We start from the raw sequence: 25,545 nt of genomic DNA, 5'->3' as shown, positions 1-25,545 counted from the left end.
GTCGAGATCCGTGTGGATCCGCGACGGTGGGAATTGGGCCGATTTGCCGGATGTTGCGGGACGGAAAGCAAGTCGCAGTAGGGGGAATGAGATAAACAAGATGGAAAATGGAATTCCTCAGATGATTTGGCGGGCGGCAGAACGCCCCAATCATTTCAATCAGACAAGGAGAGTCGCGTTGAATTCCGCCGTGAAATCGTTGACGTACTGCCTAGTGGCAACCGCATTGATGTGGTCAAGCGCTATGGCGCAGGATTTCGGCAATCAAGCTGACCTGCGAAAACAGCAAGACATGCTTCGCGATGCTCGTCAAGCGATGCGACGCGGCGATCTGGATCAAGCGGAGTCGTTGATCAACAACGCATCGCAATTCCAAACGCCGAACGATCCTTTGTATGACAAATTTCGCGACACGCCGGAAAAAGCGAAAGCCGCGCTCGAGGAGCTGCGATTCGCCAAACTACCCGGCCAAAACGAATTGACGGCCGCCATGCGAGGCAATCCGCAATTGGATGCGGAGACCTTAATCGGTCAGGCTCGTACGGCATTGGCCAATGGCCAATCGTTGGCTGCGGTCGAACTGTATCACAAGGCTTGCAAGCTGAACGTGCAGTTGGCTCCCGGCGCCTACAACACCGAGCGTCTTCGCGAAGATCTGATCACCTCCGGTATTCAGCCCAGCATGCTGATGCCGCAAAGTGCTCCGACGCGAACGCCTCCGGTCGCCGATCCTGCGGCGGTGAACAATCCGTACGCCAGTCAATTTGGACAAAGCAGCTATCAAGCGGCGAACCCCGACTCGGCAAGAAAGCTGATGTTGGATGCACGGCTCGAACTAGCTCGCAGCAATATGGCGGTCGCACATCGTCTGGTAGAGCAAGCTCGCAGCATGGGAGTTGTCTTTCCTGCTGGCCAGGATTCTCCAGAAAAGATTGACGATCTGATTCGTCGAACCGATGCGGTGTTTCGTACGCCTCCAGGGCCACAGGCGGGCAAGATGTTTGCCGCCGTCATGCTAGAGCAAGCGGCTGGATTGATCGCCTACGATCAACTGGGTGACGCCGAACGATTGATTCGCCAGGCTGAGCAGTTGGGTGGCGATTACAGCGAAGCTCGCTTTACCCCCGATCAACTGAAGGGAGAAATCGCTCGTCGTTCGCAAAATGTCGGCGCTGCTCCGGCTAGAAATCTTCCGGCAGCCAATTTGCCGGCAGGAGCTTCGTCACACGATCAACAGCAAGCAGTTTTAGCTCAGGCCAAAGCAGCGATGGAAGGCGGCAACATGGCCGCCGCCGAAATGTACTTTGAGCAAGCTAAGAATATTCAAGTCAATCCTCGTGAATACGTCGCTGGCGATTTGCGTCCTGAAATCATGATGATGGAACTCGATCGTGCCCGCGGCGGCGTTCGCCAGGCCTCGGGAGAAGCGACCGCTGGATTCGCCGGTTCACAAAGCATCTATCAGCCTGAGTATGACGACTCTCGCAACGTTCCGGCCGGCGCCAATATGAACGCCGAGTGGAACGCAGGTGGAGAGAACCCCGGCTTCCAAATGCTGGAAGACGGCGAACTCGCGCTGAAGATGGGAGACAAGGTTCGTGCTCGTCAGATGTTCGAGGCGGCCTGGAAAAACAAAGATTCGCTCGATCCTCAAAGCCGTCAACGGCTGCAAGACTATCTGCGTTACAGCACTCAGCCGCTCGGTCAGGAAGTTCAGCAAACCAGCAACGCTCCTTCACCTCTGGAAGCTGTCGACGCTGAACAGTTGGTTCTGCAACGTCAGCTGTTCGCCGAGGTGACTCGTGAGCAATCGAGTGCTGACCGGATGCGAGAAAGCGATCCGCGGGGCGCTTTGGATTTGTTGATGCAAGTTCGCCAACGCGTCGCTGATTCGACAGTTGATTCCAAGGTGAAAGATCAGTTGCTTGCTCGGATCGATCGCAGCTCGGAAGGGCTGAAGAATTACATCGAGATCAACAAAGCTCAAATCGAACTGGATGAGCAGAATCGCGCGATCGATGAATCGATCCGCGAGAAACGCCAGGTCAATCTTGAAATCGAATCGCGGTTGGTCAAGATCACCGATCAGTTCAACGAGCTGATGGATCAATTGCGTTGGGAAGAAGCGGAAGTCTTGGCTCGCCAGGCTCGCGAGATCGCTCCCAACGAGCCGATCGTGCAAAACATGTTGTGGAAAGCCAAGACGGCTCGTCGAATGCACAACAACATGATTTTGGCGGACAAAAAAGAATCTGGCTTTATCAACACGATGATGAGCGTTGAGGATTCGTCCATTCCGTACGATGATCGTAACCCGATTACCTACTCAGATGCTACCCAATGGGCTCAGCTGACGAAGTCGCGTAAGAAGTACGACGCTCGTACGATGCAAATCTCAGATGATGAGCAGCGGATTCGCAGTGCTCTAAAATCTCCCGTCGATTTGAAGTTCAACAAGCAGTCGCTGCAAACGGTCATCGACACGCTGGCCAGCGTGGTTGGGATCAATATTATCATCGATGAAGCGGGTCTGCGCAGCGAAGGGGTGACCCCGAGCCAAGAGATCACAATTAGTATGAACACGCCGGTTCGCCTGGAGAGTGCGCTACTGCATATCCTGCAGCCGCTTCGCTTGGCGTACGTGATCGAAGGGGAAGCCTTGAAGATCACGGGCGAATCGTTCCGCAGTCGCAAAATGATCAACCTGACCTATCAGGTCGCTGACTTGGTGATTCCGATCCCGAACTTCATGCCTAGCTACAACCTTGGTTTGGCGGGAGCTTTGAAGTCGGCCTACGAAACCATTGGTTATGGTGGCGTTCAATCGTTGCCGGCCGCCAACGGGATGGGAGCCTTCGCCGGTGGCGGAGCCGCGAATTCGAACGGTTCGGTCCTGGGACAAAATCTGCCGCCGGGATTGATTCCGGGCGTCGGTATGGGAAGCGGTCAGGTTCAGTCAGGTACTCCGCAGGGTGGAAACTTCGGTCTCCCCGGCATGGGTGGACCTGGCGGCATGGGTGGCGGCGTTCAGCCTGACTTTGACTCTCTGATTCAGCTAATTACGACGACGATCGAACCAGAATCGTGGGAAGAATTGGGTGGCCCCGGCGCCGTTCAACCTTTCGCGACCAACCTCAGTCTAGTGGTTAGCCAGACGCAGGAAGTTCATGACAAGATTGCTGACTTGTTGGAGCAATTGCGACGTCTGCAAGACTTGCAGGTCACGATCGAAGTTCGCTTCATCACGCTCAACGACAACTTCTTTGAACGTATCGGTATCGACTTTGACCTTACGATCAAAGACAACACTCAGGGGCTGAATGGCCGAGGTGACAGTGGTAGCCCGAGCATTACGATCGGTTTGGATCAAGCGGGTAATCCGACCTCCAACCTCGACTTGTCATTCGCCCAGAATACCTTTGCCAATACGGTGCCTGCGGTTGGTGGTCTAGGAGCCGCAGCAGGTTCGATCGGTGGTACGTTTGGTTTCGCGATGTTGAGCGACATTGAAGCGTACTTCGTCATGCAGGCCGCTCAAAGCGACTTGCGATCGAACGTGATGCAAGCCCCTAAGGTTACCTTGTTCAACGGTCAAACCGCGTTCGTCACCGACTCGACGCAGCGTCCGTTTGTGACCAGCGTTACGCCGGTGGTGGGCGACTTTGCCGCGGCTCAGCAGCCGGTGATCGTGGTGCTTAACGAAGGTACTTCACTTACCGTCCAAGCGGTTGTTTCCGCCGATCGTCGATTTGTCCGTTTGACGCTGGTTCCGATGTTCAGCCAAATCGGTGATGTCGAGACGTTCACCTTTGAGGGAACTTCAACCTCGCGAACCGATTCGTCGGTCACTGACCCGGATGCGGCGGACGGCGGTTCAACCACCGACAACGAGGAAGAACAAACGACCGGCACCACGGTCCAACAGCCTGAGTTCTCGATCATCACGGTGACCACCACGGTCAGCGTACCGGATGGCGGGACCGTGCTCTTGGGCGGTATCAAGCGTCTGAGCGAAGAACGCCGCGAAGTGGGCGTGCCGATTGTGAGCAAACTGCCTTACATCAACCGTTTGTTCCGCAACGTCGGCATCGGCCGCACGACGCAAAGCCTGATGATGATGGTGACTCCACGAATCATCATTCAGGAAGAAGAAGAAGAAAAACTCGGCTTGAGTGATCTCAACAACTAGCCGACTGCAGATTGTAAGTAGCGTGACCTCCGGCCGCCGTCAGTCGCACTCTTGTAGTGCGACTACGGCGGCGTCTTTTTGCGCCCACCAAATTTGGTGTAAACTGAGGCCAGGCAGTTTATCACTTCAAAGGGCGGAATCATGGCGAAGCTTGTACTCGTTTTGGCGGCAATCTGCGGTCTCACCGGCGTCGCAGCCGGCGCACTCGGCGACCACTCGCTGCAAAAGTATCTCGAAGAGAATCAAATCATCGATGTCGAGAAGCCGCGCGAGAGATTAGAAATCGGCGTTCGCTACCAAATGTTTCACGCCGTGGCGCTGCTCGGCATTGGTGCGTTGTTGTTGGCCAGTGATCGCGGAAGAGCCGCCGCGATGATCTCGGCGTTTTTCTTCTTTGCCGGGATTTTGGCGTTCTCTGGCACGCTTTACGCGCTCGCGTTCACGCAAAATGAATCATTGGCGATGATCGTGCCGTTTGGCGGCACCGCTTTTTTGATCGGCTGGGGAGCGTTGATCATTGCTGGGCTCCAGGCTCGCCCGCATGGAATGGACGTCGAGTAGCTAATCGAAGTCCCATTCCCCAGTGCAGTAATGCAGTAACGTCAACGGAATACTGATGGTTAAGCGGTGCGTCGGCTTAGAACTGCTCGCGCACCCAGTGTTCTAGATCGAACTTCAAATGTCCTTTGGCGATCTCCTTGTCGAGTGATTGATTCGCTTTCTCGACCAGTTTCGGTTCATACCCTTCGATCTTCTCGGCGACTTCGTCCTTCAATTCGTGTCCCAGTTTTTCGATCAACTGTCCATTGGCCAAGCCGACACGCTGCAGCTCAAAGTGCAGCATCTGAAGATCGGCCGAGACGACATGCGGCTGTAATTCTCCAGAGACGAGGAGCCCGAGCGTGTTCCAGCGAACTTGGGTTTCGCAGTCAAGCGACATCCGGATCGTCGCGTCGGCGACCGCCGAGATTCCCATGATGCGAACGCCGCGGCTCCACTCTTGCAGTTCGGCTTCGGCCGTCACTTTCAACGTGACATTCAGCCGCGTCGTGATTTTGTCTGCTTGGACGGCGAGCGACTCGACTTCGACTTGAATGTCATCGTTGGGGTTGACGATCTGTACGTGGTACCGTTTCCAGGTGCCGTTGTTCTCTGGTTGTTTGCGGCGCTCGACCCGAAAGTCCTTGAAACTGCCCCGGAATTTCACCCCCTTGGTGAAATCCTTTTGGCCACCCCATTTTCGCTCGTCACTGTAGGAGGCAGGGATATTTTCGAGAGCGATCCATTTCGCGACGCCAGAGAGAAATGCGTTGGGTGCTGCGTAGACCGGCGCCGCCGCTAGCAATAGCGTCAAGAGAGCGGCCAGTTGTCGCAAACACGGCATAAAAAACGTCCCGATACGGCGGAGTAACACTACTCACTACCGTATGTCGGGACGTTTGGTTCGACAAATCGAGCGAGATCTCGATTTCGAAGAGACTAACGATTATTCGTGTGGGAAGGTCATTCGCCACGGATCGAGCGCCTTGGTCAGATCGGTTTCGGCGATCTCACCCTGCTCTTTCGCCAGTTCGCGAATCGTTTTGCCTGATTTGAAAGCATCTTTCGCCATCTTGGCCGCTTTGTCGTAGCCGATTAGTGGGTTCAAGCTGGTGCACATCGACAGGCTTTGCTCGACCGATGCGTTGCAGGCTTCTTCGTTCGCCTCCAGCCCATCACTGCAGAACTCCACAAACGCGTCGCAGGACGAAGCCAATAAGCGGATGCTTTCCAGCGTCGTTTGTCCCATGACCGGCATCATGATGTTTAACTGGAAGTTGCCGCCGGTCGCGCCGCTCATGGTGATCGTGGTGTCATTGCCGATCACTCGGGCACAAACCTGCATCATGCTTTCACACATCACTGGGTTCACCTTGCCCGGCATGATCGAGCTGCCGGGCTGACGATCGGGCAGGACTACCTCGAAGAATCCGCAGCGTGGTCCGCTGCCGAGCCAACGAATGTTGTTGGAGACGTTAAACAGCGTGTTGGCGATCGTCTTTAAGATTCCATGACATTGCACCAAGCCGTCACGCTGGGCGTTGGCTTCAAAGTGATTGATCGCTTCGACAAACGGAATGCCGGTGCCGGTCGCCAATTCGGCGGCGACACGTTTGGCGAACTCGGGATGGGTATTGATGCCGGTGCCGACCGCCGTGCCGCCGACCGGAAGTTCCAACACCGCGTCTTGGGCGACGCGAGCGCGTTCGATCGATAGTTCGATCTGACGTGCGAAGCCGCCGAACTCTTGACCCAGGCGAAGCGGAGTCGCGTCCATCAAGTGAGTGCGACCGATCTTGATAATCTTGTCCCACTCCATCGCCTTTTTGGAGAGCGACTCGTGCAGTTTTTCGAGCGCCGGCAGCAGGTGATTCTCGATCTGCATCGCGACGGCGACATGGATCGCGGTGGGGAACGTGTCGTTGGTGCTTTGGCCCATGTTCACATGGTCGTTGGGATGCACCGGCTTTTGTTGCTCAAAGCGGTCGCCGCCGAGGATCTCAATCGCACGGTTGCTGATCACCTCGTTGACGTTCATGTTGCTAGAGGTGCCGGAGCCGGTCTGGAAGACGTCGATCGGGAACTCGCCATCGAACTTCCCTTCGCGGACTTCGATCGCAGCGTTGAGCAGCGCTTCGACCTGCTGGTCGCTAAGCGGGTTTTTGCCGCTGCCGGTTAGCTTGCCCAGGTCGCGATTGGCGACGGCGCACGCATGTTTGACCCAACCCATCGCATGGATCAAAGCTGGCGGCAGCTCCCAGCCCGAGATCGGAAAGTTCTCGACGGCTCGCTGCGTTTGGGCGCCATAGTAGGCCTTGGCGGGGACCTTAACGTCACCCATCGAGTCTTTTTCGAGGCGATATTCAGACATGGCGGCAGATTTCCAAGAGATGGGGGGAGTGCTAGGAACGCCGGGTGACAGCAAAACTCGGCTTGGTCCCCGTCATCTTACCTTTGGCGACCGAAGCCGAAAACCGGCGCCAGAGCGGTGAGGACCCGTTAATTGGGGCGGGCTCCGTACACGATCGCGGTTTTGGTAGCGGCGAGGGGGCGGACCCAGGTCGAAAGTTGCGCTGTCGCTTCAAAAAAATCTTTCGCCATCGCGGCGGCGGCCGCTGGATACCGTTCGCGCCGATCGCCATAGCGGAACGAAAACTCGGCCGCAGTGACCTCCCCTGCTCTGCCGGCGGTCCAGAGGATGACGGCGACCTCCGCTTTGACACGTTCCCCCTTTTTGTCGCCAAAGATGAACTCGGCCCCGCGATAGACGCGCTCGTGGGGACGAAAGTCGTTTACCACGCACAGGGGGACCTGTTTTCGCTTCTTTTCGCTCCAAGAGAGTTGCTTGAGCCCGGGGAACAAACGGGCCGCGCCAGCGACGTCAACCGGCGTGTTGCGACTGCTTTTGACCGTTGCCGTGCAGCTATGTGAAAAGCGACTATGTTGGACCAGCGATTTTCCCTGGTCGTAAGATAGCAACAGGAGATCTTCTTCCAACTTTTGTTTTTGCGTCAATCTTTTGGCTGCGGAGACATTCGCACCGGCAGCGACGTAGCGATCCGCATCGCGCAGCTTCAGCGTATACTCGGCCATTTTACTGCCGCACGTTTGGCGGCGGCGAAACGTCATCCCATGATTTAGCCGCAGCTCATGTTCAGGCGAGTCGAGAAAGACGATCTCCCGCTCTTCCAGCAATCGCAACGGCGAGGCTTGCACAGCATCGCGCGAATTACCGTGTGCGAAAAAGCACAGATCGACCCAAAACTCGGTCACGGCATCGTCGAGATCCCCGAACTTTTTTGGTTCGAGCATCACTTTGTATTCACGAGAGACGATCAGTAGTTTTTTCATGAAGGGCGACCTAGAGCTTACGCGCGTTCGATCGGAAATGCCAACACATCGGCCAGCGTCGTTGCGCCAGTCTTGATCATCAACAAGCGATCCATGCCCAGAGCCGTGCCGCTGCAAGCTGGCAGGCCATACTCCATAGCGTCTAATAGGCGGCTAGATTCTGGCAGCAAATTTTTGCCGTCTTCGCTTCGAGCCTGGTTGTTCACTTGATTTCGCTGACGCATTACATCTGCGTCAAGCAGTTCATGATAACCGTTGGCCAACTCGATCCCCTGCACGTACAGCTCAAATCTTTCGGCGACCGGCGGATCGGTGTCGCTGACTTGCGCCAGTGCGGCTTGTGACGCTGGGTAGTCATACAGAATGGTCGGCGCATTTACACCCAGGTTGGGCTCGATCAGTTCGGTCAGCAGCAGCTCAAGCAGCAGATCGCGATCCGATCCGTCATACGACTCCGGCAGTGGAACCTGCTGCTCCCGCGCAACGCTCAGTAATTCGGCCCCGGTAGCGTGATGCGGATCAATTTCGACATGCCGCTCAAACGCGTCGGAGTAGGTGAGCAGCTCCACTTTGGCGCCCAGGATCTGACCGGCCAGATCAGCCAGCAGTTGGCGCCCGGCGGCATAATCATCGCCCACACGATACCACTCGAGCATTGTGAACTCGACATTATGTCGCTGTCCGACTTCGCCGCCGCGGAAGGCTTTGCAGATCTGAAAGATCGAGGTCGCGCCGGCCGCCAACAGCCGCTTCATCTCAAACTCGGGCGACGTCTGCAGCCAAAGCTTTTGGCCCACGTCGGGACGACGAGGATCTGCGAATAGCGTCACGCCCAGCGGATCCAAATGGCGGTCGATCACGCTATCGTGCGAGAGGAGCGGGGTTTCGACTTCTAGAAAGTCGCGAGTCAGAAAGAATCCGCGGACTTGTTGCAGAAGTTCGCTCCGCGCGCGGAGCATCTTTAACGAACAGGTTGGTCGCCAATCTTGAGCAGCGGCGGAAGCGTCAGGCGTCATCGGCGGTTACACTGGTGGCGAAGAAAAAAGCGGTTTACCGGCTTTAGTTTACCGTAAATGTTCGGTGCAAACTGGGGTCAAAGAAACGAAGGCCGCGAGCGAACAATTAGTAGTGGTCGCAGGCACTCCGTTTCCCGCAGGTTGAGCAATTACCAGCGTGTGTCAAACCGATTATCACAGTTTCGGAGGGAAACTTCATGCCTGAATGCCGATTGCCTCCGCTCCGTGATAACTGGCGGCGTCATCGTACCTGGGTGCGGATCGGGGCGATTTTTGTCGGCTGTACGGCTATTCCGTTGATGGTCTTCCCGGTTTGGTTTCCGGCTGCAAAGACTGTAGCCGGTTTGCTCTTACTTCCGGAATCGGTGCTGGGGTGCATCTGTTTCATGCTGTTTTGGGACAAGGGAAATTACCTTTTTGGCTGCGATGGCCAATTGCTTATCCGCCGTGGAGATCAGATCGAACGTGTCGCAAAGGATCGGGTCGCTGAGATCTATTGGCGTCATGAGCAATCTTTGCCGCACGCGATCTATCTGGATAACGGCGAGCGGATCTTTTGCAGCAGTCCCCATAATTCGCCACAGGCTTACGAATGGATTCATTTTTTCCAGGAGGAATTTCCTGAAGCTGCCCAAGAGGGCTGGCCCAAATATTGCCAGAAGCGATTGTTGAGACGACGCAATTATTTGCAGCCTGATCGATTGCCCAGTGCAAACGAAATACGTCTGACTCGTGCCGGCATTGATCGGAAGATATTCTGGTTGCTATTGATTCTCGTCGCAGATGCCGTCTGTGTCGCCTGGTTGATTGGCGCTGCGAATATGGATGTTGGATTACTGTGCCCCGTCTGCTTTTTCGTGATTCCCCTATTCGGGTTGCGATTTCTCATCCCTGCCGGCGGCACGATTGTGTATGGCAAGAAGACGTCGCTTTACTGGATCTTGATTCCGTTAATCACCAGCCAAATTATGATGGTCGCGATCTGCGTGTTAATTTTGGGGCTTCGCCAGCAGAATGCGCAACTTGTCGAATGGGGCGAACTTGTTGCACTCGCTTCGCTTTCTGCCGCTCTCGCCGTGACATTGATATTGTTGGCTCGGAATTCGGCCGTTTCCCGCTCCATCACGCCCGAAGAAGCAGTGGCCGAGTGGGAACGCCTGGATGAAAAGATGTTGATCAAAGAGGAAACGGACTAGGCAAGCGGATTGCAAAGTCGCGACCGATCTAGGTACGCTTCCCATTGGAGACTCGCGTGATCACATCCAAAAAGAAGGAACTGCACGATCCGCGATCTGGCGAACTCGCGATTTTGCGATGGGCGTTTTGCATCGTGCCCATGACTACTGTCAGTGCATTGCTTGTCGCCGCCTATTACGGCGAAATGGAACGAGTTCTACCGCTGGTCCTTTTGATGGGCGGGTGCTTGTTCAGCTTTTGTCTGGTATGCCATTTCGTCAGCCAGCATTGGGCGATTATCGATTTTGATCGAGACGCACTTTTGGTAGTGCGCGAAAAAAAGGAAATTCGCATACCGACATCTTCCGTCGTGCGATTGGATTGGTCGTACTGGGAGAATGTCGTGCTCTGGACGGATGATGGCCGACAACTTCACCTGGGAAGAACTACGGATGGCGAGCGGCGTTTACGTTTCTATCACTTTTTGCGGGCCTGCATTCCCGAAGAAATCCAGCAGCACTGGCCGCAGTTTTGCAAACGAAGTCTCCATTGGCGCGACCAATGGCAGCGGCAAAACCGAGAACCAAAACAGGGCGAGTTTTTAGCGACGCGGCGTCAGTTCGATCGGAATTGGCTTTGGGTGGTTCCTCTGGCGCTGCTCGACGGCGTACTCGCTGCCGTAGTCACTCAGCAATGGGACGTTGCCTTGGCGATTCCGCTGGCGATTGTTGTCTTGTTGTGGATAGCCAGAATGGTCATTCCGCCCGGTGGAGAAGTACGGCAGAAGAACAGAGTTGCAAATTCATGGTTGCCCATTTTTATGTTGTTGCTGAATCTGATCGGCGACGTCGTACTGGCTGCGATCGTCGCGATCCGATCGAATGAGCCTAGCTATGTGACAACTGGTGAGACCGCCTTGCTCGTGATCGGGATCGTCGGAAGCGTTCTTCTTTTATTGGCCCTGTTTCTGGCCGTTTGGATTGCTGGTTCCCGTCCGATCCATCAAGCGGTTGAGCAGTGGGCGGCATTGGATGAAGAGTTGCGCAGCGCAGAGACCTATTCCAAAGGGGACTAGGTTACGCCAGCGTCGCCAACACATACGGCCCTTTCGGAATCACCGCGATCGAAGCATCATCGCCATGCTCGGCCAGCGCACTGGCGATCGCCGCTTCCACGCTGGTCGCCGGTTCGACAAAGAGTTCGCTCAGTCGCTCGGCGGGGATGCCGTCGGAGACCATGACGATCTTCGCCTGGCGCACCGCTTTGGCCAGTTCTTCTAATTGCCATTGGTCCATCACAAAGCAATCGGGATCAAGGATCGCCGTCATGAACGCGTCGAGACTGTCGTACTGACTGAACAGCGACGTAAACGGCGGGCTGCCGATTCCTTCGGTCAGACTGGCGGCGACGATGATCGTGCCCCCTTTCTTTACAACCTTGGCGGCGGCGACCATTGCCTTTACGGATTGATAGAAGGTCGTATCCAGCGGATAGCCGGCGCTGCTGGTGATGACGATATCGGCCGGCTTATCAAGCGTGTCAACGACGACTTCACGAACGAACTCGACGCCAGCTTCGAAGGCTTGGATCATGTCGCCGGCAACAAATTTTAACGGACGACGATGCGCGTCGATCACCACGTTGATGATAAAGTCGCAGCCAGCGGTTTGGGCGATTGATGTGTTCTCGAAGTGAACCGGGTTGTCCACTAAACAGCCCATCGTCGCGTTTTCATGTTCCAGAAAGCGGGGCGAATGCCAGGCTCGGATTGTGTCGATGTGGGCGATGCCGGGACAGATCAACTTGCGCCCCCCAGAGAAACCGGCCATGAAGTGAGGCTCGATCAAACCGACGGTAATTTTTAGATCCGCTTCGACATAGCGTTTGTCGATCCAGATCGGCACGCCGTTGGGACTTTCGCCCAAGTAAACGTGCTCCTCGCGGTTCTCGCCGTAATGATTTTCGATCCGGTAATGATCGAAGATGTATTGGCCGACCATCTCGACCAACTCTTCGCCATGATTGGGGCGATGCAGTCCGGTCGCATTGAGGATCACAATCTTGTTGCGGGGGATTCCCGCCGCTTCGAGGATCTCTAGCGTCGGCCGCAAGATGATCTCGTTGGGGACGGGACGCGTAATATCGCAAATCACGATGCAGGCATCTTTTTTCCCTTGGGCCAGTTTAGCCAGCGGCGCGGTTCCTAGCGGTTTCTCCAGGACTTCAAGCAGCACCGCGTTGGGGTCGGCCAGCGGCGGCGCGTCTTTGTAAGAGAGCGTGCGGACATTGCCATTGTCAGGGATCTCAGCGACGAGACCACTACGACCATACTCCAACTTGACCTTCATGCGGGCTCTATCCGGGGGCGGGATCGAGAAACGGGGACGCCAGAATTCTACCAGCTTTTGTGTGGCGCACAAAAAAAGCCCAGACACGGCGGTCCAGGCTTTTTTGTGTGGGATTGTCGCAGCAAAGACTATTCGTCTTTGGTCTTCTTCTTTTTCTTCATCGAGATCTTGATGACGCGCGTCTTCGGAATGCCGATCGGCGAGTCGGTCTCGGGGTTGAATTTGCCGGCTTCACGCATCTTTTCGAGGCGTTCGACGCGGGTCAGGACGCTGCGAGACGAAATGCCGCCGCGCTTGATTTTCAGGCTGCTGTCAATGGTCACGGTTCTATCTCCGGTATAGGAAACGGCCCGAATCATCTTCTAGAGCCGTCAGTTGGTCGCGTGGAAACCTCCCAGTTTATCGATTTCTGCGGCTGAGACAAGGGCCAATCGCTGCGGATTGTACTTGCTGGCATTTACCGGGTATCGATCTCTTTGATCCCTGCAATCATTGTCAAAAAGTCTCGCATCGTTTGAGGGCGATCCTTAGGATTGACCTGGATGCAGCTCAAAATCGCTTTCGCCAGCCGGGGATCGATATAAGGGCGCAGTTTGAAGATATCTTGCGGCGCGATGGTATCGTGCTGCAACGCATCTTTGCCGGTGCCGGTATGGGCCAGCCAGGGAAGTTCGTAAGTGCATAAACGAAATGCAGTTACGCCAAACGCAAAGATGTCAGACCGTTGATCGGTCGTTCTCCGACGAACGATCTCGGGGGACATATAGTTGGGAGTTCCGGTACGGTTGCCGGCGGCCATAAATTCAGGCTTGGCGGGCAAGCTGAGACCAAAATCGATCAGTTTCACCGTTTTGCCGTCGCGCGAAACAATAAAATTGCGACTGCAAATATCGCGGTGAATGTATCCCTGATCGTGGACATAAGCCAAACCTTCGGCCATTTGCCGCAACAGATTGAGCTGTTCCCCTTCTAAATGCGGGTCATGGTCGTTGCACATCGCCTGCAGGCCGCGGCCGTCAACCATTTCCATCAGCACGTACTGCTGTCCGTTGACCAACAGGCCATGCTCGTACGCTTCGGCGACGTTGGGATGCTTCATACTGCACGCGATGACTCCTTCGCAGGGCCGTTTTAGCCCAGAAAAACGAGAGTCAAAGAATTCCTGCTTCTCTTTGTCGAGAATTTTTAGGCCATAGGTGCGACCAGTCGAATGCTCGCGCACGACCATAAACTCGCTCATCGTGCCGGTGATCGACTCCCGTACTCGCTCAAAACGAGCCGGAATATCGAGTCGATTCGACTTGAAAAGCGCCGCCAACTTGTCGAGTAGCTTCATGGGGGCAATGCCTAAGAGCGGCGATAGGATAGCAGCGCCCGAGGAGTGCGACCGCTGGCCTGGTCGCCGTGCGCCTATTGTCTGTTCCATTTACCACTTTAAGTGGGGAATGGCCCGGGGGCAAGATTCCTGATCTATGGCTGCGCAGCAAGTCGCTCGACCGCCTCATCCTGAAGCGTGTCATCCGGCGCCAAAAAGCGGCAGGCTTCCCAGTGTGGCAGCGCTTCGCGGTTGCGACCCATTTGGTCAAGCAAGCGGGCCAAGTGGTACTGGGCGTCAAAATAATCAGGATAAATCGCGATGGCCGCCTGAAATTGGGTCGTCGCTTCGTCAAGTTTGCCCAATTCGACCAGCGTGCAGGCCAGATTGCTACGCGCCTCCACAAAATCAGGTTCTAGGTCAATTGCGGCGGCGTACCGTTCGACAGCTTGTTCTGGCTTGCCGCTGCGGTAATAGAGCTCCGCCAATTGAAAATAAAGTTCAGACGATTCGGCCATGTCGGCGGCGGCCGCTTCCAGCGCTTCGACGGCGGCGTCAAACCGGCCGGCGTCTTCATACTCGGCCGCCAGGTCCACCAAGGCTGCTGGAGTTCGGCGTGGAGCGGATGGGGCGTTTTCTGGTAATTCGGGGAGCCAGTCGGGCTCGAGCTTTTCAAAATCAATCCGCATCTGGCCGCCGGGTTCGATCAGCCCCTCACCTTGGCGGAGTAAAATGTTGCGACCTTCAACGATGATCGAAAGTTGCTCGAGAGGGCGATCGACGCAACTTGACAGGCTTTGCAAAGCGGCAAGTTGGCGTTCGATATGATCGGCCGACGTGCCTGCGGCCAGCAGTTGGGCAAGGCGCTGCGCGGTGGCGACTTCGCGAATGTCGAAATAGGGAAGTTTGCGAACTTCACGGACCGGCTGGATCAGACCGCGACGTTGCCAGCGGCGGATGATCGCTTTGGAGACGCCAAGCAGATCGGCCAGCATCGCCGGGGTATAAAGCCGTTGGATGCGGTGCTGCGTTTCCAGCAAGCCGAGCCGCTCCCACAGCGTCGTCTCTTGGATGATCTCAATTCGTCCATCGGCCGCCGCCTGTTGGATCGCGGTCGAGGGAAAATCGATTTCTCCGAAGATCGGTAGATCATTTTCACCGATCACCAGCAGATCAATATCGGCAGTCGGACGCTCGACTGCTTTGGCGCCGGCGGCGGCCAAGAGCGCTGCGGCGTCTTTGCGAGACATGCCGGCCAACTTGCCAAGAAACGCCACGCGGCGACCAGAAAACGTCGCCGCGGTGTCGTGCAATTGCGTCATGGGTGGACTCGGTTGGCCGATAGTTGTCGGCCATGAAGGCCATTTTCCAAGTCGAATGCTGGAGCTATTTGCCCGGCATTTTTTCAATGACATGATCGATCAGACCATATTCACGCGACTCTTCAGCCGACATGAAGCGATCGCGATCGGTGTCCTTCTCGATCCGGTCGATGGTGTGACCGGTATGCTTGATCAGGATTTCATTCAAGCGATGTTTAATCCGCTTGAATTCGGTCGCATGGATCAAAATTTCTTCCGCAGTTCCCTGCATGCCGGCTAGCGGTTGGTGAATCATAACGCGCGCATTGGGCAACGCATGGCGTTTGCCGGCAGCGCCGGCGGTTAGTAACACGGCGCCCATCGATGCGGCTTGCCCAATACAGTAGGTCGCCACATCGCAGGTGATAAACTGCATCGTGTCGTAAATCGCCATGCCGGCGCTGACGCTGCCGCCGGGCGAGTTGACATAGAGATGAATGTCGGCAGCCGGGTCTTCGGACTGCAGAAACAGCATCTGGGCCACAATACAATTGGCCATATCATCATTGACCTGGGTTCCCAGGAAGATGATCCGGTCTTTCAGCAGCCGGCTATAGATATCGTAGACGCGTTCTTCGCGTCCACTTTTTTCAACGACGTAAGGAATCAAAGGCATCGTAGGGAAACTCCGTTCGGGATGACTGGATAAAAGCCGTGGCGGTTGCGATTACTTCTCGTCTTCTTCTTCGTCGCTACCTCCGCCGGGCGGCTTGGTCAAAATTTCGTCGACGATGCCGTATGCCTTCGCGGCTTTGGCGTCCAAGTAAAAGTCGCGATCGGTATCTTTCGCGATTTTTTCAATCGGTTGATTGCAGTGATCGGCCAACACTTGATTCAAGACGTCGCGGGTCTTGAGAATTTCATCGGCCTGAATCTCGATATCCGAAATCTGACCGCCAACTCCGCCGTGGGGTTGGTGAATCATCACTTTGGCGTGCGGCAGAATGAAGCGTTTGCCTGCTTCGCCACCAGCCAACAGCACGGCCCCGCCTGAGGCGGCCAAGCCGACGCAATAGGTTGCGACCGGGCACGAGATCACTTTCATCGTATCGTAGATGGCCATCGTCGAAGTGACGCTGCCGCCAGGCGAGTTGATGTAGAAGTGAATCGGCTTCCGGCGATTCTCGCTCTGTAGATACAGAAGCTTCATCACCAGTTCGTTGGCGTTGCCGTCATAGATTTCGCCTTGCAGAAAGACGATCCGGTTTTCTAGCAGTAAGTCGCCTAGCGTCATTTGACGCTGACGTTGGTACTCGGCGTAAGCCATGGCCGATGGGGAGCGAAAATCCGAAAACGGCGTGTTCATTGCACAAAGATCCTTCTCAAGAGACGGGCCGCTCCCCGCCGATCGACACGAGCGTCGCGGGGCTGATTTCTATTTTCTCGAAGTCGCGTCGCAAGACAACCGTGGGATGCTCCCAAGGATGCCGCCAGCTTACGCATTTTCACAATGCGGGTCGGCGTAACCGGCAGTCTCTTCGCAGTCGCGCCACCTACTTCATCTTGACGCAGGCCGGAGAAATTATCACAATCCCCCGCCCTTTTGGTGAATAAACAAAGTCTATGCGCCGACGCTTCCAATTTGCCGTCCATCCGCTAGTGATTGCGATTTTTTTCGTAATCTCGGCCATTTCGTGCGCGCAAGAAGTGGTTTCGCAAGTAGCGGAAGCTCCAGCCGACGCGGAGACTTTTGAACCCCAAGGGCACGATTTCACCCAATTTGGGAGTTTTCAGAAGACTCCCACCGAACCCGCAGGCGCCGCGCTTCCTTGGATTCATGACGGCGAACTTCCGCGGACCCAGATCTACGAGAGATTTGGTTTTTATCATTCCAATCCCGATGATCCGGCTCGACATCAAGGAGTTGGGCTTCCTCTGCATGGGACAAGTTGGCGAAATCGTCCCTATCACTTCGATTATTTATTTGGGGTGGTCGAGACCAACGATTTAGAGCGAGATCAGATTTTATTTCGCAGCACCATCATTCAGGGGGTCCGTTTGGGCTACGATTTTGATCATTACTGGGGAACCGAAGTTCGGTTCGCGTTTGGGGACGGAAAGTTGGCCTACGCCGAGAATCCACTGCTCGACGGCAGCGCTCAACTGATGATGTTTGACACCAATCTGCTGTACTACCCGTGGGGAGACTCGACCTGGCGCCCTTATGCAACGTTGGGGCTGGGAGCGACTTACTATGGATATGACGATGTGAACGGCGTAAATCGAGATCAAACCAACTTTTCTTTACCTATTGGAATTGGTTTGAAGCATTATTTTCGCCCTTGGCTCGCTTTTCGCTGCGAACTGATGGACAACATCGCGTTTGGCTCAGGCAGCATCCCGACAACGCACAATTTCTCGTTTACTACCGGAATCGAATATCGTTTTGGCGGTAGCCGCTGGAGCTATACCAAATAGGCGGCAAGTGCGTTTTTTCTAGGCAACGGATGCGCGCGATTTCGGCGTTTTCACAGGGCCGATTTGCCCGAATCACGGAAAACAACGACTTGCTAGCTCTGGCGCAAAATTTGCTGCTTCTTGGCAGATAAAGATTATTGGTAGATCCCTGCTCGACGAGCAGGTTTGTGCCGGTTCCAATTTTTTTGCAAAATCGACTGCGGGGCGCCTCGTTTGTTATCGCCTAGCCCCTAACCCTCTCTCTCCTAATTAAAGGCAATTTGTAGTGAGCAGCACGTCTAAAGAAAAATCTAGCGGCAGTTACGCCGTCTCCGGCAGCTCGGTGACAATCGGCGGTTCCCCCCGCATGGCGGCGATTTCGGCGGTCACCAACTATAAGCCCGCCAATCCCCCGATGAACTTCATCGAGACGACCACTCAGCAGATCTACGGCGCGAATGTCTTTGATAAAGCCGAGATGAAGTCCCGGTTGCCGAAGCCGATTTTCAAGTCGGTCATGAAGACGATGGAAGCAGGCCAGAAGCTTGATCCGGCTGCTGCTGACATTGTCGCATCGGCGATGAAGGATTGGGCGATCGAAAAGGGTGCGACTCACTACGCTCACGTCTTTTATCCGTTGACCGGCGCAACCGCTGAAAAGCACGATAGCTTTCTGACGCCGGATGGCGAAGGCAGCGCCGTCGCCGAATTCAGCGGCGCACAGCTGATCCAGGGTGAACCGGATGGTTCCAGCTTTCCGACCGGTGGTATCCGCGCCACGTTTGAAGCTCGCGGTTACACCATCTGGGACGTCACGAGCCCAGCTTATATTCTCGAAAATGACAATGGTACGACTCTCTGCATTCCGACCGCGTTCGTCTCGTGGACCGGCGAAGCGCTCGATAAGAAGACGCCGGTTCTGCGTTCGATGCAGGCGTTGAACGTCCAAGCTCAGCGCGTTTTGAAGCTGTTTGGTTACGAAGATGGCGCGTTGGTCTCGTCGACGGCCGGTCCCGAACAGGAATACTTCCTGATCGATCGTAACTTCTTCTTCGCTCGTCCTGACCTACTGAACGCTGGTCGTACGCTGTTTGGCGCCAAGCCGCCGAAGGGCCAAGAGTTTGACGATCACTACTTTGGCGCTATTCCGGATCGCGTTCTTGCGTTCATGTTGGAAGTCGAACGTGAACTGTTCAAGCTGGGCGTACCGGTCAAGACGCGTCACAACGAAGTCGCGCCGTCGCAGTACGAAATCGCGCCGATGTTTGAATTCGCCAACGTTGCGACCGACCATCAGCAACTGACGATGACCATGATGCGTCGCGTCGCCGAGAAGTACGGCATGACCTGCTTGATGCACGAGAAGCCGTTTGCCGGCGTCAACGGTTCAGGCAAGCACGTCAACTGGTCGATGGGGAGCAAAACCCAAGGCAACTTGCTCGATCCGGGCGATACCCCGCACGAAAACGCCAAGTTCCTGTTGTTCTGTGCGGCGGTGATCCGCGGCGTTCACAAGTTCCAAGGTCTACTGCGTGCCGTCGTTGCGACCGCGAGCAACGATCATCGCTTGGGCGCCAACGAAGCTCCTCCGGCGATCATCTCGATCTTCCTTGGCGATCAGCTGATGGACGTCTTTGACCAGATTAAACAGGGTGGCGCGAGCAGCTCGATTCCGAGGGGTACATTAACCGTCGGCGTCGATACGTTACCGCCGCTGCCGAAAGATGCTGGCGATCGTAACCGCACCAGTCCTTTCGCCTTTACCGGTAATCGGTTTGAGTTCCGTGCGGTTGGTTCGGGACAGTCGATCGCAGGCCCGCTGGTCGCGATGAACACGATTGTGGCAGAGTCGCTTGACTACTGCGCTACCAAGCTAGAAGAAGCGACCGGCGGTGATCCGGCCAAGCTGAACTCTGCGTTGCAGAAGCTGTTGACCGATATCATCACCGACCATGGCGCGGTTGTGTTTAACGGCGACGGCTACTCGGCCGAATGGCACGCCGAAGCCGAGAAACGTGGTTTGCTGAACCGTAAGACTTCGGCTGACGCACTGCCGGGTCTGGAAGCTCCGGAAGTCAAAGCCCTGTTCTCCAAGTACAACGTTCTGAGCGAACGCGAACTGGAAAGCCGGATGGAGACCTACCTAGAGCAGTACTGCAAGTCGATCGCCGTCGAAGGCGCATTGATGATCGAGATGGCTCGCACGCTGATCTTCCCGGCTGCGGTCCGCTACCAGGGCGAACTTGCTTCGACCTGTGCGAACCTCAAGATGTTGGGATATGAGTTTGACACCAACACGCTCGACAAGGTGACCGGCCTGGTCAAGGCGCTCCAAGATGGCACTTGCGATCTCGAAGCGAAGTTGGCCAAGCATGGCTTTGCAGACCTCAAAGAGGAATCGCGTTACCTGTGCGACACCGTCTTGCCGGCGATGCTAACCTTGCGAGCGGCGGCGGACGAACTGGAAGGTTATGTGGCCGACGATATCTGGCCGCTGCCGACCTACCAAGAAATGCTGTTCATCAAGTAAGCGAAGCTTTCGCTTACTGCGAGATAAATCGAAAGCCGGCCGCGGGAGCAATCCTGCGGCCGGCTTTTTTAGTGTTTGGCGCGAGCCCACTCAATCAATTGCCGCCAATCTTCGTCGGATGCGAAGAAGCGTCGCGGCAAGCATATCGGCTGTTGATTCAAGTGAATTAATAACAACTTCGCGGGCTTCTCGACTACTTTCGAGATGTTTCGCCAGGCGAACGTTTGCCGATTTTTGTTGGTTACGCACGTCAGACTCTCCTTGCAGATGATCCAGCGCACCAAGCGTCCATTGAAATCATCTTGATAGACTCGCCGGTTATGGAGGATCCGTCGTCGCATTTGAAACGCAAGGCCCGCGGAAAGTGTGAAGCAGAGGAAAGAACCTGCCAGAATTATACTGAAACCGGTTGTCAGCATGTCGCCGATTTCGCTCGGGAGCCGAGACCAAAACAACGCGAGCCCGAGCCAGAAGACTCCACAGCAGCCTAGCATCAGACTTGCAATCCCCAAAATGTAATACTGCGACGCTGGCGACTGCCGGTGAGCGATCGCCAGCTCTCTCGCTTGCAAGTGCCCCGCTCCGCAAATCGCTTCTGCTTCACTCGCGATAGCGCGAGTTGCTGCCCCGGCGTCTGCATGCAGTTCCCCAACTGAGATGCTGGGGAACTGAAGGTGCTGACCAATTTTCAACGCCAGTCGTTGAAAGGTTGATGGGTTCTCGCAGAAACGAGCAGGGATCATGAGGATCTCACCCGTCTTCAAGATCAGCACGATGATTTTATTGTTGGCCAGCACCTGGGAGAATTGTTCCCATGCGAAATGAGTTGTCCTGGCTGTGGAGTCTAAGTGAACTCCGGAGTCGGAAAAGAGCAGCCGAAGTTGCTGAGGCCCTTGATGGATCAGCAACCGCTTGGATCTCCAGAAAGGATGCACATAGTACGCGAGCCAGTACAGGATGAGCAAGTAAACGCTTCCACTGCACAAGAACAGAAGCGGCGGCAACCATCCCCACGATCCCAGTCCAGAGATTTGATACAGCAAGCCGCCGAAAAGTAGCACCACGACCATGCCGCCGATCGTGCGCCAGTTGATGCAATAGACGTTGTAAGCAGCGGCCAAATCTTTGGTGGTTAGTGCGCCTTCGACGGCAATACTGGGGCCGGCTAGCTCATTTTCAATCAACGGCGCCGTCGGCGATTGAAACGGATTTTCGTTGGTGGTTGGCTCCAACTGGCTCTTCCTTAGTTTCGCTGTTGCGATTGCTGAGCCCACTCAGTCACTTGCCGCCAATCTTCATCCGAGGCAAAAAAGCGTCGCGGCAGCACGAATGTCTCGGTATTTCCATACCTCAAAAAGACTCGCTCGGTTTGAACAAGCGTACGGATCACGTCATCCCAGGCAAACTGTTGAGAAAATCGGGGCGAACGGATGTTTAGCATCTTCTCGTCCATCGTCCAGCAAACCGGATCAGGCGTCCCTGACGGTATATCTCGACGTCGCAGATTTCTGAAATAGAACCAGCAGAAGCCGCCGATGATGCCTAGTGGCGCCAAGATAACGAACCAGGGCAAATCAGAGCCCGCTGGGCCACGGAGAGACCAGCGCAGGATGGCGTAAAAGTCGAGTCCTAGCAACAGGCCGATTGTTAACGCTGCGAGGATCATTCGAAGTCGCAAGCATTCCCATTGGGCGAGCAGGAGATCGCTCCAATGAATGCGTCCCTCGCCGGTGATCGCTGCTGCTGAAAAAGAATATCCGCTTTGAAGCTGCGGGCTCCTGGGAACGATCGGCACGGTTGGATCAGCCGTATTGATCCACTCGCGAATGTTTCGCTGGGCAATTTGCAGCTCGAGCTCCCCAGCAAAAAAATGGTAGGGGATCATCATCGTGCGTCCCGAAACTGTTTGCATTAGCAACATGCGCGACTTGCTCGTCAGACGTGTGATCTGCGTCCAAGGGGTATCGATGACCAGCGAGTTCGTCTCGATGCGAACTCCTTCATCCGACAAGAGAACTTGCTGCTCTTCAGCCGTGCGAAGCAACTGCCGCCGTCGGCTTCCCCAAAACAAACCAAATCGAAATCGCAACCAAAACGTCCAGACGCCGGACTGCAATATCAAAGCGATGAAAAAGGGAGCCGTCGTACTGCCGTTGATGCTTTCAATCGTCAAGTAATAGATCAAGTAGCTCTCTGCACCCAAGATAGGAATCAGCATCCAGCCAAACGTTTGCGCCCGGAATGCGGCCTCCAGATCTTTGACCGTAAATGTTCCTTCCAGTTGAATCGCTTCGAAGGAAGCGTCGCTCGCGCTATCGAGATCGGCGCTCGGCGATTGAAACGGATTATCGCTGGTTGTCGGTTCCAAATGGCTTTCCTAGTTCCGATGTTGTGATTGCTGCGCCCACTCAATCACTTGCCGCCAATCTTCGTCGGACGCAAAATAACGTCGCGGTAACGAAAAGGCCTGCGACTTTTGGTAGATGATCACCAGCAACTGGTCGCGCAGTACGGTCCGGCTGACGTCTTCCCACGGCAGACTGATCGTGAAGGTGGGAGACGAAGCGACTAGTTTCTCCGGCGTAATGCTCCAGCGGACGCGAACATGCTGCGTCAAGTTAGTGTACGTGGTGCGTTGCGCAGACCAATACCGCCACCAGCGGACCGAAAAGAGAGCCGCGGCGATCAGCGGCATCAGGGTGACCGGCAATTCCTGAATTCGATTTGCAGAGTAGTATGCCAGCGCCATGGAGAGGGAAATGCCGATCAGGGCCAAGATCATCCCCAGCGAAATGAGTGCGTTGCGTCGTACCAATATCCAGCCGGTGTAGTAAAACTCTCCGCGCGTGAGCGTCCCTTCACCGATGATCGCGCCGGGAATGACGGCGTCGACATATTCTTCTGCGGGGCTAGGATCTGCTGTAGACGCGGTTGTGCCTTTGTTTCTTAGATGTTGACGAATGCAAAGTTCAGCCGCCGCAAACGCGTCACGACTTTCAAAGTAGTGGGCCGGCAAAGCGACCCAGCCAAACGGCTGAGTCATCAGAACCAACATGCGACGTCGGGCAAATAAACGACTGAATCGCGACCAAGGCAGCGTCACGGACATCTGTTTTGTTTTGAGGTGAACTCCTTGGTCATCGAGTAAAATCCGCTGCTGTTCTGGCTCAGCGGCTAACTTCTTCGATTGCAGCCGCCAATACGATTGATAGTAAAAGCGAGATTCTAGCAATCCAAAGACAGGTACCAGACCGCCGAGAGGATAAACAAAAGCGCCTATTAGCCAATATTCTCCCATGAAACGACTGAGCGTCGTACTGAAAAATAGCATCAAAAGGCCAATCATCAACGCGATTAGTCGCCAGTTGTAGACCATCGTGTGATAGGTCATCAGCAGATCGCGCTGCGTGAACGTCCCTTCAGCAACAATCGCATCCCCCAGCGGCGCGATCAGCTCGTGTTCGGGCGTTGGTGATTGAAACGGGTTGTCGCTGGCGGCTCGATCCACTTAATCTGCCTGTTTACGTTGCTGGGATTGTTGAGCCCACTGCACCACATGTCGCCAATCGGCTTCTGACTCGAAATAACGCTTGGCCAATGATACAGCGTAGAAACGCTGAAAGTTGATCGCGATATATTCGTTTCGAATCACCATCCGATCGGCGTATTTCCAGGGGAACACCTGTGAAACGAAGGTTGTTGTACTCCGTAGCTCTTCTTTCGTGACTGTCCAGGTTACCAACTGGCCGCGAATTCGCGAGCGATACTGGGAGCGGATGTCCTGTAGTTTCCGTACGGTGTCAAATAGAACCCAGCAGCCGAAGATGAATGCAGCGACGCCAAGGATTATGAGCACTTCACTGCTCTGACTGCTGCCCGCGAGGAGAATGCAGACAATGAGGACACAGAACAAGCTGGCGGTGATCCACCACCATATCGATAATGGCAGCCAGCCTAGTTGCGACATCGCAGCGTAAAACTCTTTCCATTGGGCGCCGCCGGCGCCGACGATCGCGCCCTGTGGAGGAACCGCAAGCGGAAGTGGAGATACAGTGATTTCCGGCGCTCGAATCCGGCAACTAACATGATCGAAATATTTTTTGCGGGCCAATTTTTTGACGGCCAAATAATCTTCTTCGGTTGAGAAGAACCGGATGGGAAGCGTGATAAATAGAAAGGGCTGGAACACAAAGGTGAGCCCCGTCTTGTCGAAGTAGGTGTCGGTGATGCTGCTCCAGGGGACGATCGCGGAGAGGTTAGGCGACTGAAATTCAACGAATTCTTCGGTGACTCTGATCAACTGCTGTGGCGTATCGCGGACCCTACTGCGCACCGATTGCCAAGCCGGATTGCGTTGATAGCGAATTTGGCAAATAGCAACGTAAGCGAAGTAAAGCAGAATGGGGACACCGGTCAACATGAGCGCCAGGAGGATCGAATCTTGGGCTCCCAGCGCTGCGAACAGAATTAAAATGGCAAAGCCGATCCAGGTAGCCAAAGATGGCCAAAACGAATGGACCATTCGAAAAGCAGCGTCAATGTCAGCGAAGGTGAGCGTCCCTTGGGCGATGACATCATGCTCCCATGCGTCCAGCGACGCTTGCGGCGCTTCCGGCGATTGAAACGGGTTCTCGCTGGTCGGACTGCTCATCGGCGCGGCTCTACTTCAAATGTTCAAAGCGATCATAGGCTTGCCGCAGCGGGTGTTGATCTTGTTGGCCGTGAAAGAAAACAGCGACCCATTCGGCCAAGCGGCGGCCTAGTCGCCGACAGCCGGCGATTTCTTTTTCCTGGCGCGGTGAGCCTGCTTGAATCGCTCCGTAATGCAGCGTGTGCTGCGGGCCGGTTAGATCGGTGACGCCAAACACCAGATAACCGTAGTTCATCAAGATCGCATTCAGCGTCATGCAGGTCAGCTCTTGGCCGCCTCCCCAGGATGCGGCCGAGCTGAATGCGCAGCCGATCCGGCCATCGCGCTGCCCCCAGTTTTCGAGCGGCTGATTGTCCCACCACTGCTTCATTTGCCAGCTGAGGGTGCCATAGTTGGTGGGGCTACCGACGGCGATCCCTTCGCACCAGTCGAGATCGGCGGTGGTCGCTTGATCGATCGAGAGCAGGCGGACCTCGGCGTTTGGCACTTCCATAGCGCCAGCGGCGACTTCGGTCGCCATCTGAGCCGTATTGCCGCTGTTGCTGTGGTAAAGAATGAGGATTTTACTCAATCGCCGTCTCCTGAATCACGAGAAAAGTCAGGGGTTATCTTCGAGGAGCCGAGGGGGCGAGTCAACCAAGACACGTCAGAAGTTGCGGGGAGACTCTGTT

Annotated in this window: 21 protein-coding genes; 6 read left to right on the top strand and 15 right to left on the bottom strand. The window is 55.3% G+C overall.

The genetic code is table 11. The features are described 5' to 3' along the window. Positions 1 to 244 precede the first annotated feature (244 nt). A complete protein-coding gene (locus SH421x_RS23210) occupies positions 245 to 4,189 on the top strand; it encodes a type II secretion system protein GspD (protein WP_488852400.1) in 3,945 nt (1,314 codons plus the stop codon). 141 nt (positions 4,190 to 4,330) lie between these two features. After that, positions 4,331 to 4,750 (top strand): DUF423 domain-containing protein, encoded by a 420-nt coding sequence (locus SH421x_RS23205; RefSeq protein ID WP_488852399.1) that lies wholly within the window; start codon positions 4,331 to 4,333, stop codon positions 4,748 to 4,750. A 76-nt stretch (positions 4,751 to 4,826) separates the two neighbouring features. Here the strand turns inward: SH421x_RS23205 and SH421x_RS23200 are convergent, their stop codons facing one another. The 4 genes from SH421x_RS23200 to epmA all read right to left on the bottom strand — a co-directional run bounded on the left by SH421x_RS23200 (position 4,827) and on the right by epmA (position 9,096). Beyond that, entirely contained in the window at positions 4,827 to 5,573 is a 747-nt protein-coding gene (locus SH421x_RS23200) for a hypothetical protein (protein ID WP_488852398.1), read from the bottom strand. 102 nt (positions 5,574 to 5,675) lie between these two features. Then, positions 5,676 to 7,100 carry a class II fumarate hydratase gene (locus SH421x_RS23195; protein WP_488852397.1) on the bottom strand — a complete coding sequence of 475 codons (1,425 nt, stop codon included), beginning with the start codon at positions 7,098 to 7,100 and terminating at the stop codon, positions 5,676 to 5,678. Between the two features lie 128 nt (positions 7,101 to 7,228). Next, entirely contained in the window at positions 7,229 to 8,080 is an 852-nt protein-coding gene (locus SH421x_RS23190; protein ID WP_488852395.1) for a hypothetical protein, read from the bottom strand. 17 nt (positions 8,081 to 8,097) lie between these two features. Continuing rightward, the gene (gene epmA / locus SH421x_RS23185; RefSeq protein WP_488852394.1) at positions 8,098 to 9,096 is read right to left on the bottom strand and encodes an EF-P lysine aminoacylase EpmA; all 999 of its coding nucleotides are present in this window, start codon (positions 9,094 to 9,096) and stop codon (positions 8,098 to 8,100) included. 197 nt (positions 9,097 to 9,293) lie between these two features. Here epmA and SH421x_RS23180 point away from each other — a divergent pair, with 197 nt between their 5' ends. After that, a complete protein-coding gene (locus SH421x_RS23180) occupies positions 9,294 to 10,292 on the top strand; it encodes a hypothetical protein (RefSeq protein ID WP_488852393.1) in 999 nt (332 codons plus the stop codon). Positions 10,293 to 10,348: 56 nt separating this feature from the next. Then, positions 10,349 to 11,347, top strand: coding sequence for a hypothetical protein (locus tag SH421x_RS23175; protein WP_488852392.1), 999 nt, complete (start codon positions 10,349 to 10,351; stop codon positions 11,345 to 11,347). A 1-nt stretch (position 11,348) separates the two neighbouring features. On the opposite strand, the gene SH421x_RS23170 is transcribed toward SH421x_RS23175, so the two are convergent. The 6 genes from SH421x_RS23170 to SH421x_RS23145 form a co-directional block, all read right to left on the bottom strand. Next, complete coding sequence (locus SH421x_RS23170) at positions 11,349 to 12,620, bottom strand: nickel-dependent lactate racemase family protein (protein WP_488852391.1); 1,272 nt, start codon at positions 12,618 to 12,620, stop codon at positions 11,349 to 11,351. A 128-nt stretch (positions 12,621 to 12,748) separates the two neighbouring features. Further along, entirely contained in the window at positions 12,749 to 12,943 is a 195-nt protein-coding gene (locus SH421x_RS23165; protein ID WP_488852390.1) for a small basic protein, read from the bottom strand. A 134-nt stretch (positions 12,944 to 13,077) separates the two neighbouring features. Beyond that, the gene (locus SH421x_RS23160) at positions 13,078 to 13,956 is read right to left on the bottom strand and encodes a serine/threonine protein kinase (protein ID WP_488852389.1); all 879 of its coding nucleotides are present in this window, start codon (positions 13,954 to 13,956) and stop codon (positions 13,078 to 13,080) included. 134 nt (positions 13,957 to 14,090) lie between these two features. Further along, on the bottom strand, positions 14,091 to 15,257 hold the full coding sequence (locus SH421x_RS23155) for a tetratricopeptide repeat protein (protein ID WP_488852388.1): 1,167 nt from the start codon (positions 15,255 to 15,257) through the stop codon (positions 14,091 to 14,093). A 64-nt stretch (positions 15,258 to 15,321) separates the two neighbouring features. Continuing rightward, positions 15,322 to 15,912: an ATP-dependent Clp endopeptidase proteolytic subunit ClpP gene (gene clpP / locus SH421x_RS23150; RefSeq protein ID WP_488852387.1), complete on the bottom strand. Its 591-nt coding sequence runs from the start codon at positions 15,910 to 15,912 to the stop codon at positions 15,322 to 15,324. A gap of 51 nt (positions 15,913 to 15,963) precedes the next feature. Beyond that, the gene (locus SH421x_RS23145; RefSeq protein ID WP_488852386.1) at positions 15,964 to 16,602 is read right to left on the bottom strand and encodes a ClpP family protease; all 639 of its coding nucleotides are present in this window, start codon (positions 16,600 to 16,602) and stop codon (positions 15,964 to 15,966) included. A 257-nt stretch (positions 16,603 to 16,859) separates the two neighbouring features. Between SH421x_RS23145 and SH421x_RS23140 the strand changes: the two genes are divergently transcribed. Together SH421x_RS23140 and SH421x_RS23135 are read left to right on the top strand one after the other, a co-directional pair. Beyond that, positions 16,860 to 17,714 (top strand): porin family protein, encoded by an 855-nt coding sequence (locus SH421x_RS23140; RefSeq protein WP_488852385.1) that lies wholly within the window; start codon positions 16,860 to 16,862, stop codon positions 17,712 to 17,714. A gap of 394 nt (positions 17,715 to 18,108) precedes the next feature. Next, positions 18,109 to 20,223, top strand: coding sequence for a glutamine synthetase III family protein (locus tag SH421x_RS23135; protein WP_488856477.1), 2,115 nt, complete (start codon positions 18,109 to 18,111; stop codon positions 20,221 to 20,223). Between the two features lie 68 nt (positions 20,224 to 20,291). On the opposite strand, the gene SH421x_RS23130 is transcribed toward SH421x_RS23135, so the two are convergent. Genes SH421x_RS23130 through SH421x_RS23110 form a run of 5 tightly spaced genes read right to left on the bottom strand, consistent with a single transcriptional unit; the run spans position 20,292 to position 25,445 of the window. After that, a complete protein-coding gene (locus tag SH421x_RS23130) occupies positions 20,292 to 21,455 on the bottom strand; it encodes a YcxB family protein (RefSeq protein ID WP_488852384.1) in 1,164 nt (387 codons plus the stop codon). An 11-nt stretch (positions 21,456 to 21,466) separates the two neighbouring features. Beyond that, positions 21,467 to 22,591, bottom strand: a complete 1,125-nt coding sequence (locus SH421x_RS23125) for a hypothetical protein (protein WP_488852383.1) — start codon at positions 22,589 to 22,591, stop codon at positions 21,467 to 21,469. A 9-nt stretch (positions 22,592 to 22,600) separates the two neighbouring features. Continuing rightward, a complete protein-coding gene (locus SH421x_RS23120) occupies positions 22,601 to 23,731 on the bottom strand; it encodes a hypothetical protein (RefSeq protein ID WP_488852382.1) in 1,131 nt (376 codons plus the stop codon). Continuing rightward, positions 23,732 to 24,874, bottom strand: a complete 1,143-nt coding sequence (locus SH421x_RS23115; RefSeq protein WP_488852381.1) for a YcxB family protein — start codon at positions 24,872 to 24,874, stop codon at positions 23,732 to 23,734. Between the two features lie 10 nt (positions 24,875 to 24,884). Next, positions 24,885 to 25,445 (bottom strand): flavodoxin family protein, encoded by a 561-nt coding sequence (locus SH421x_RS23110; RefSeq protein WP_488852380.1) that lies wholly within the window; start codon positions 25,443 to 25,445, stop codon positions 24,885 to 24,887. Between the last annotated feature and the right edge of the window lie 100 nt (positions 25,446 to 25,545).

Source organism: Blastopirellula sp. SH421 (assembly GCF_057808535.1).
Note: the sequence above shows the minus strand (reverse complement) of the source record. Positions and strands in the feature narration are given on the sequence as shown.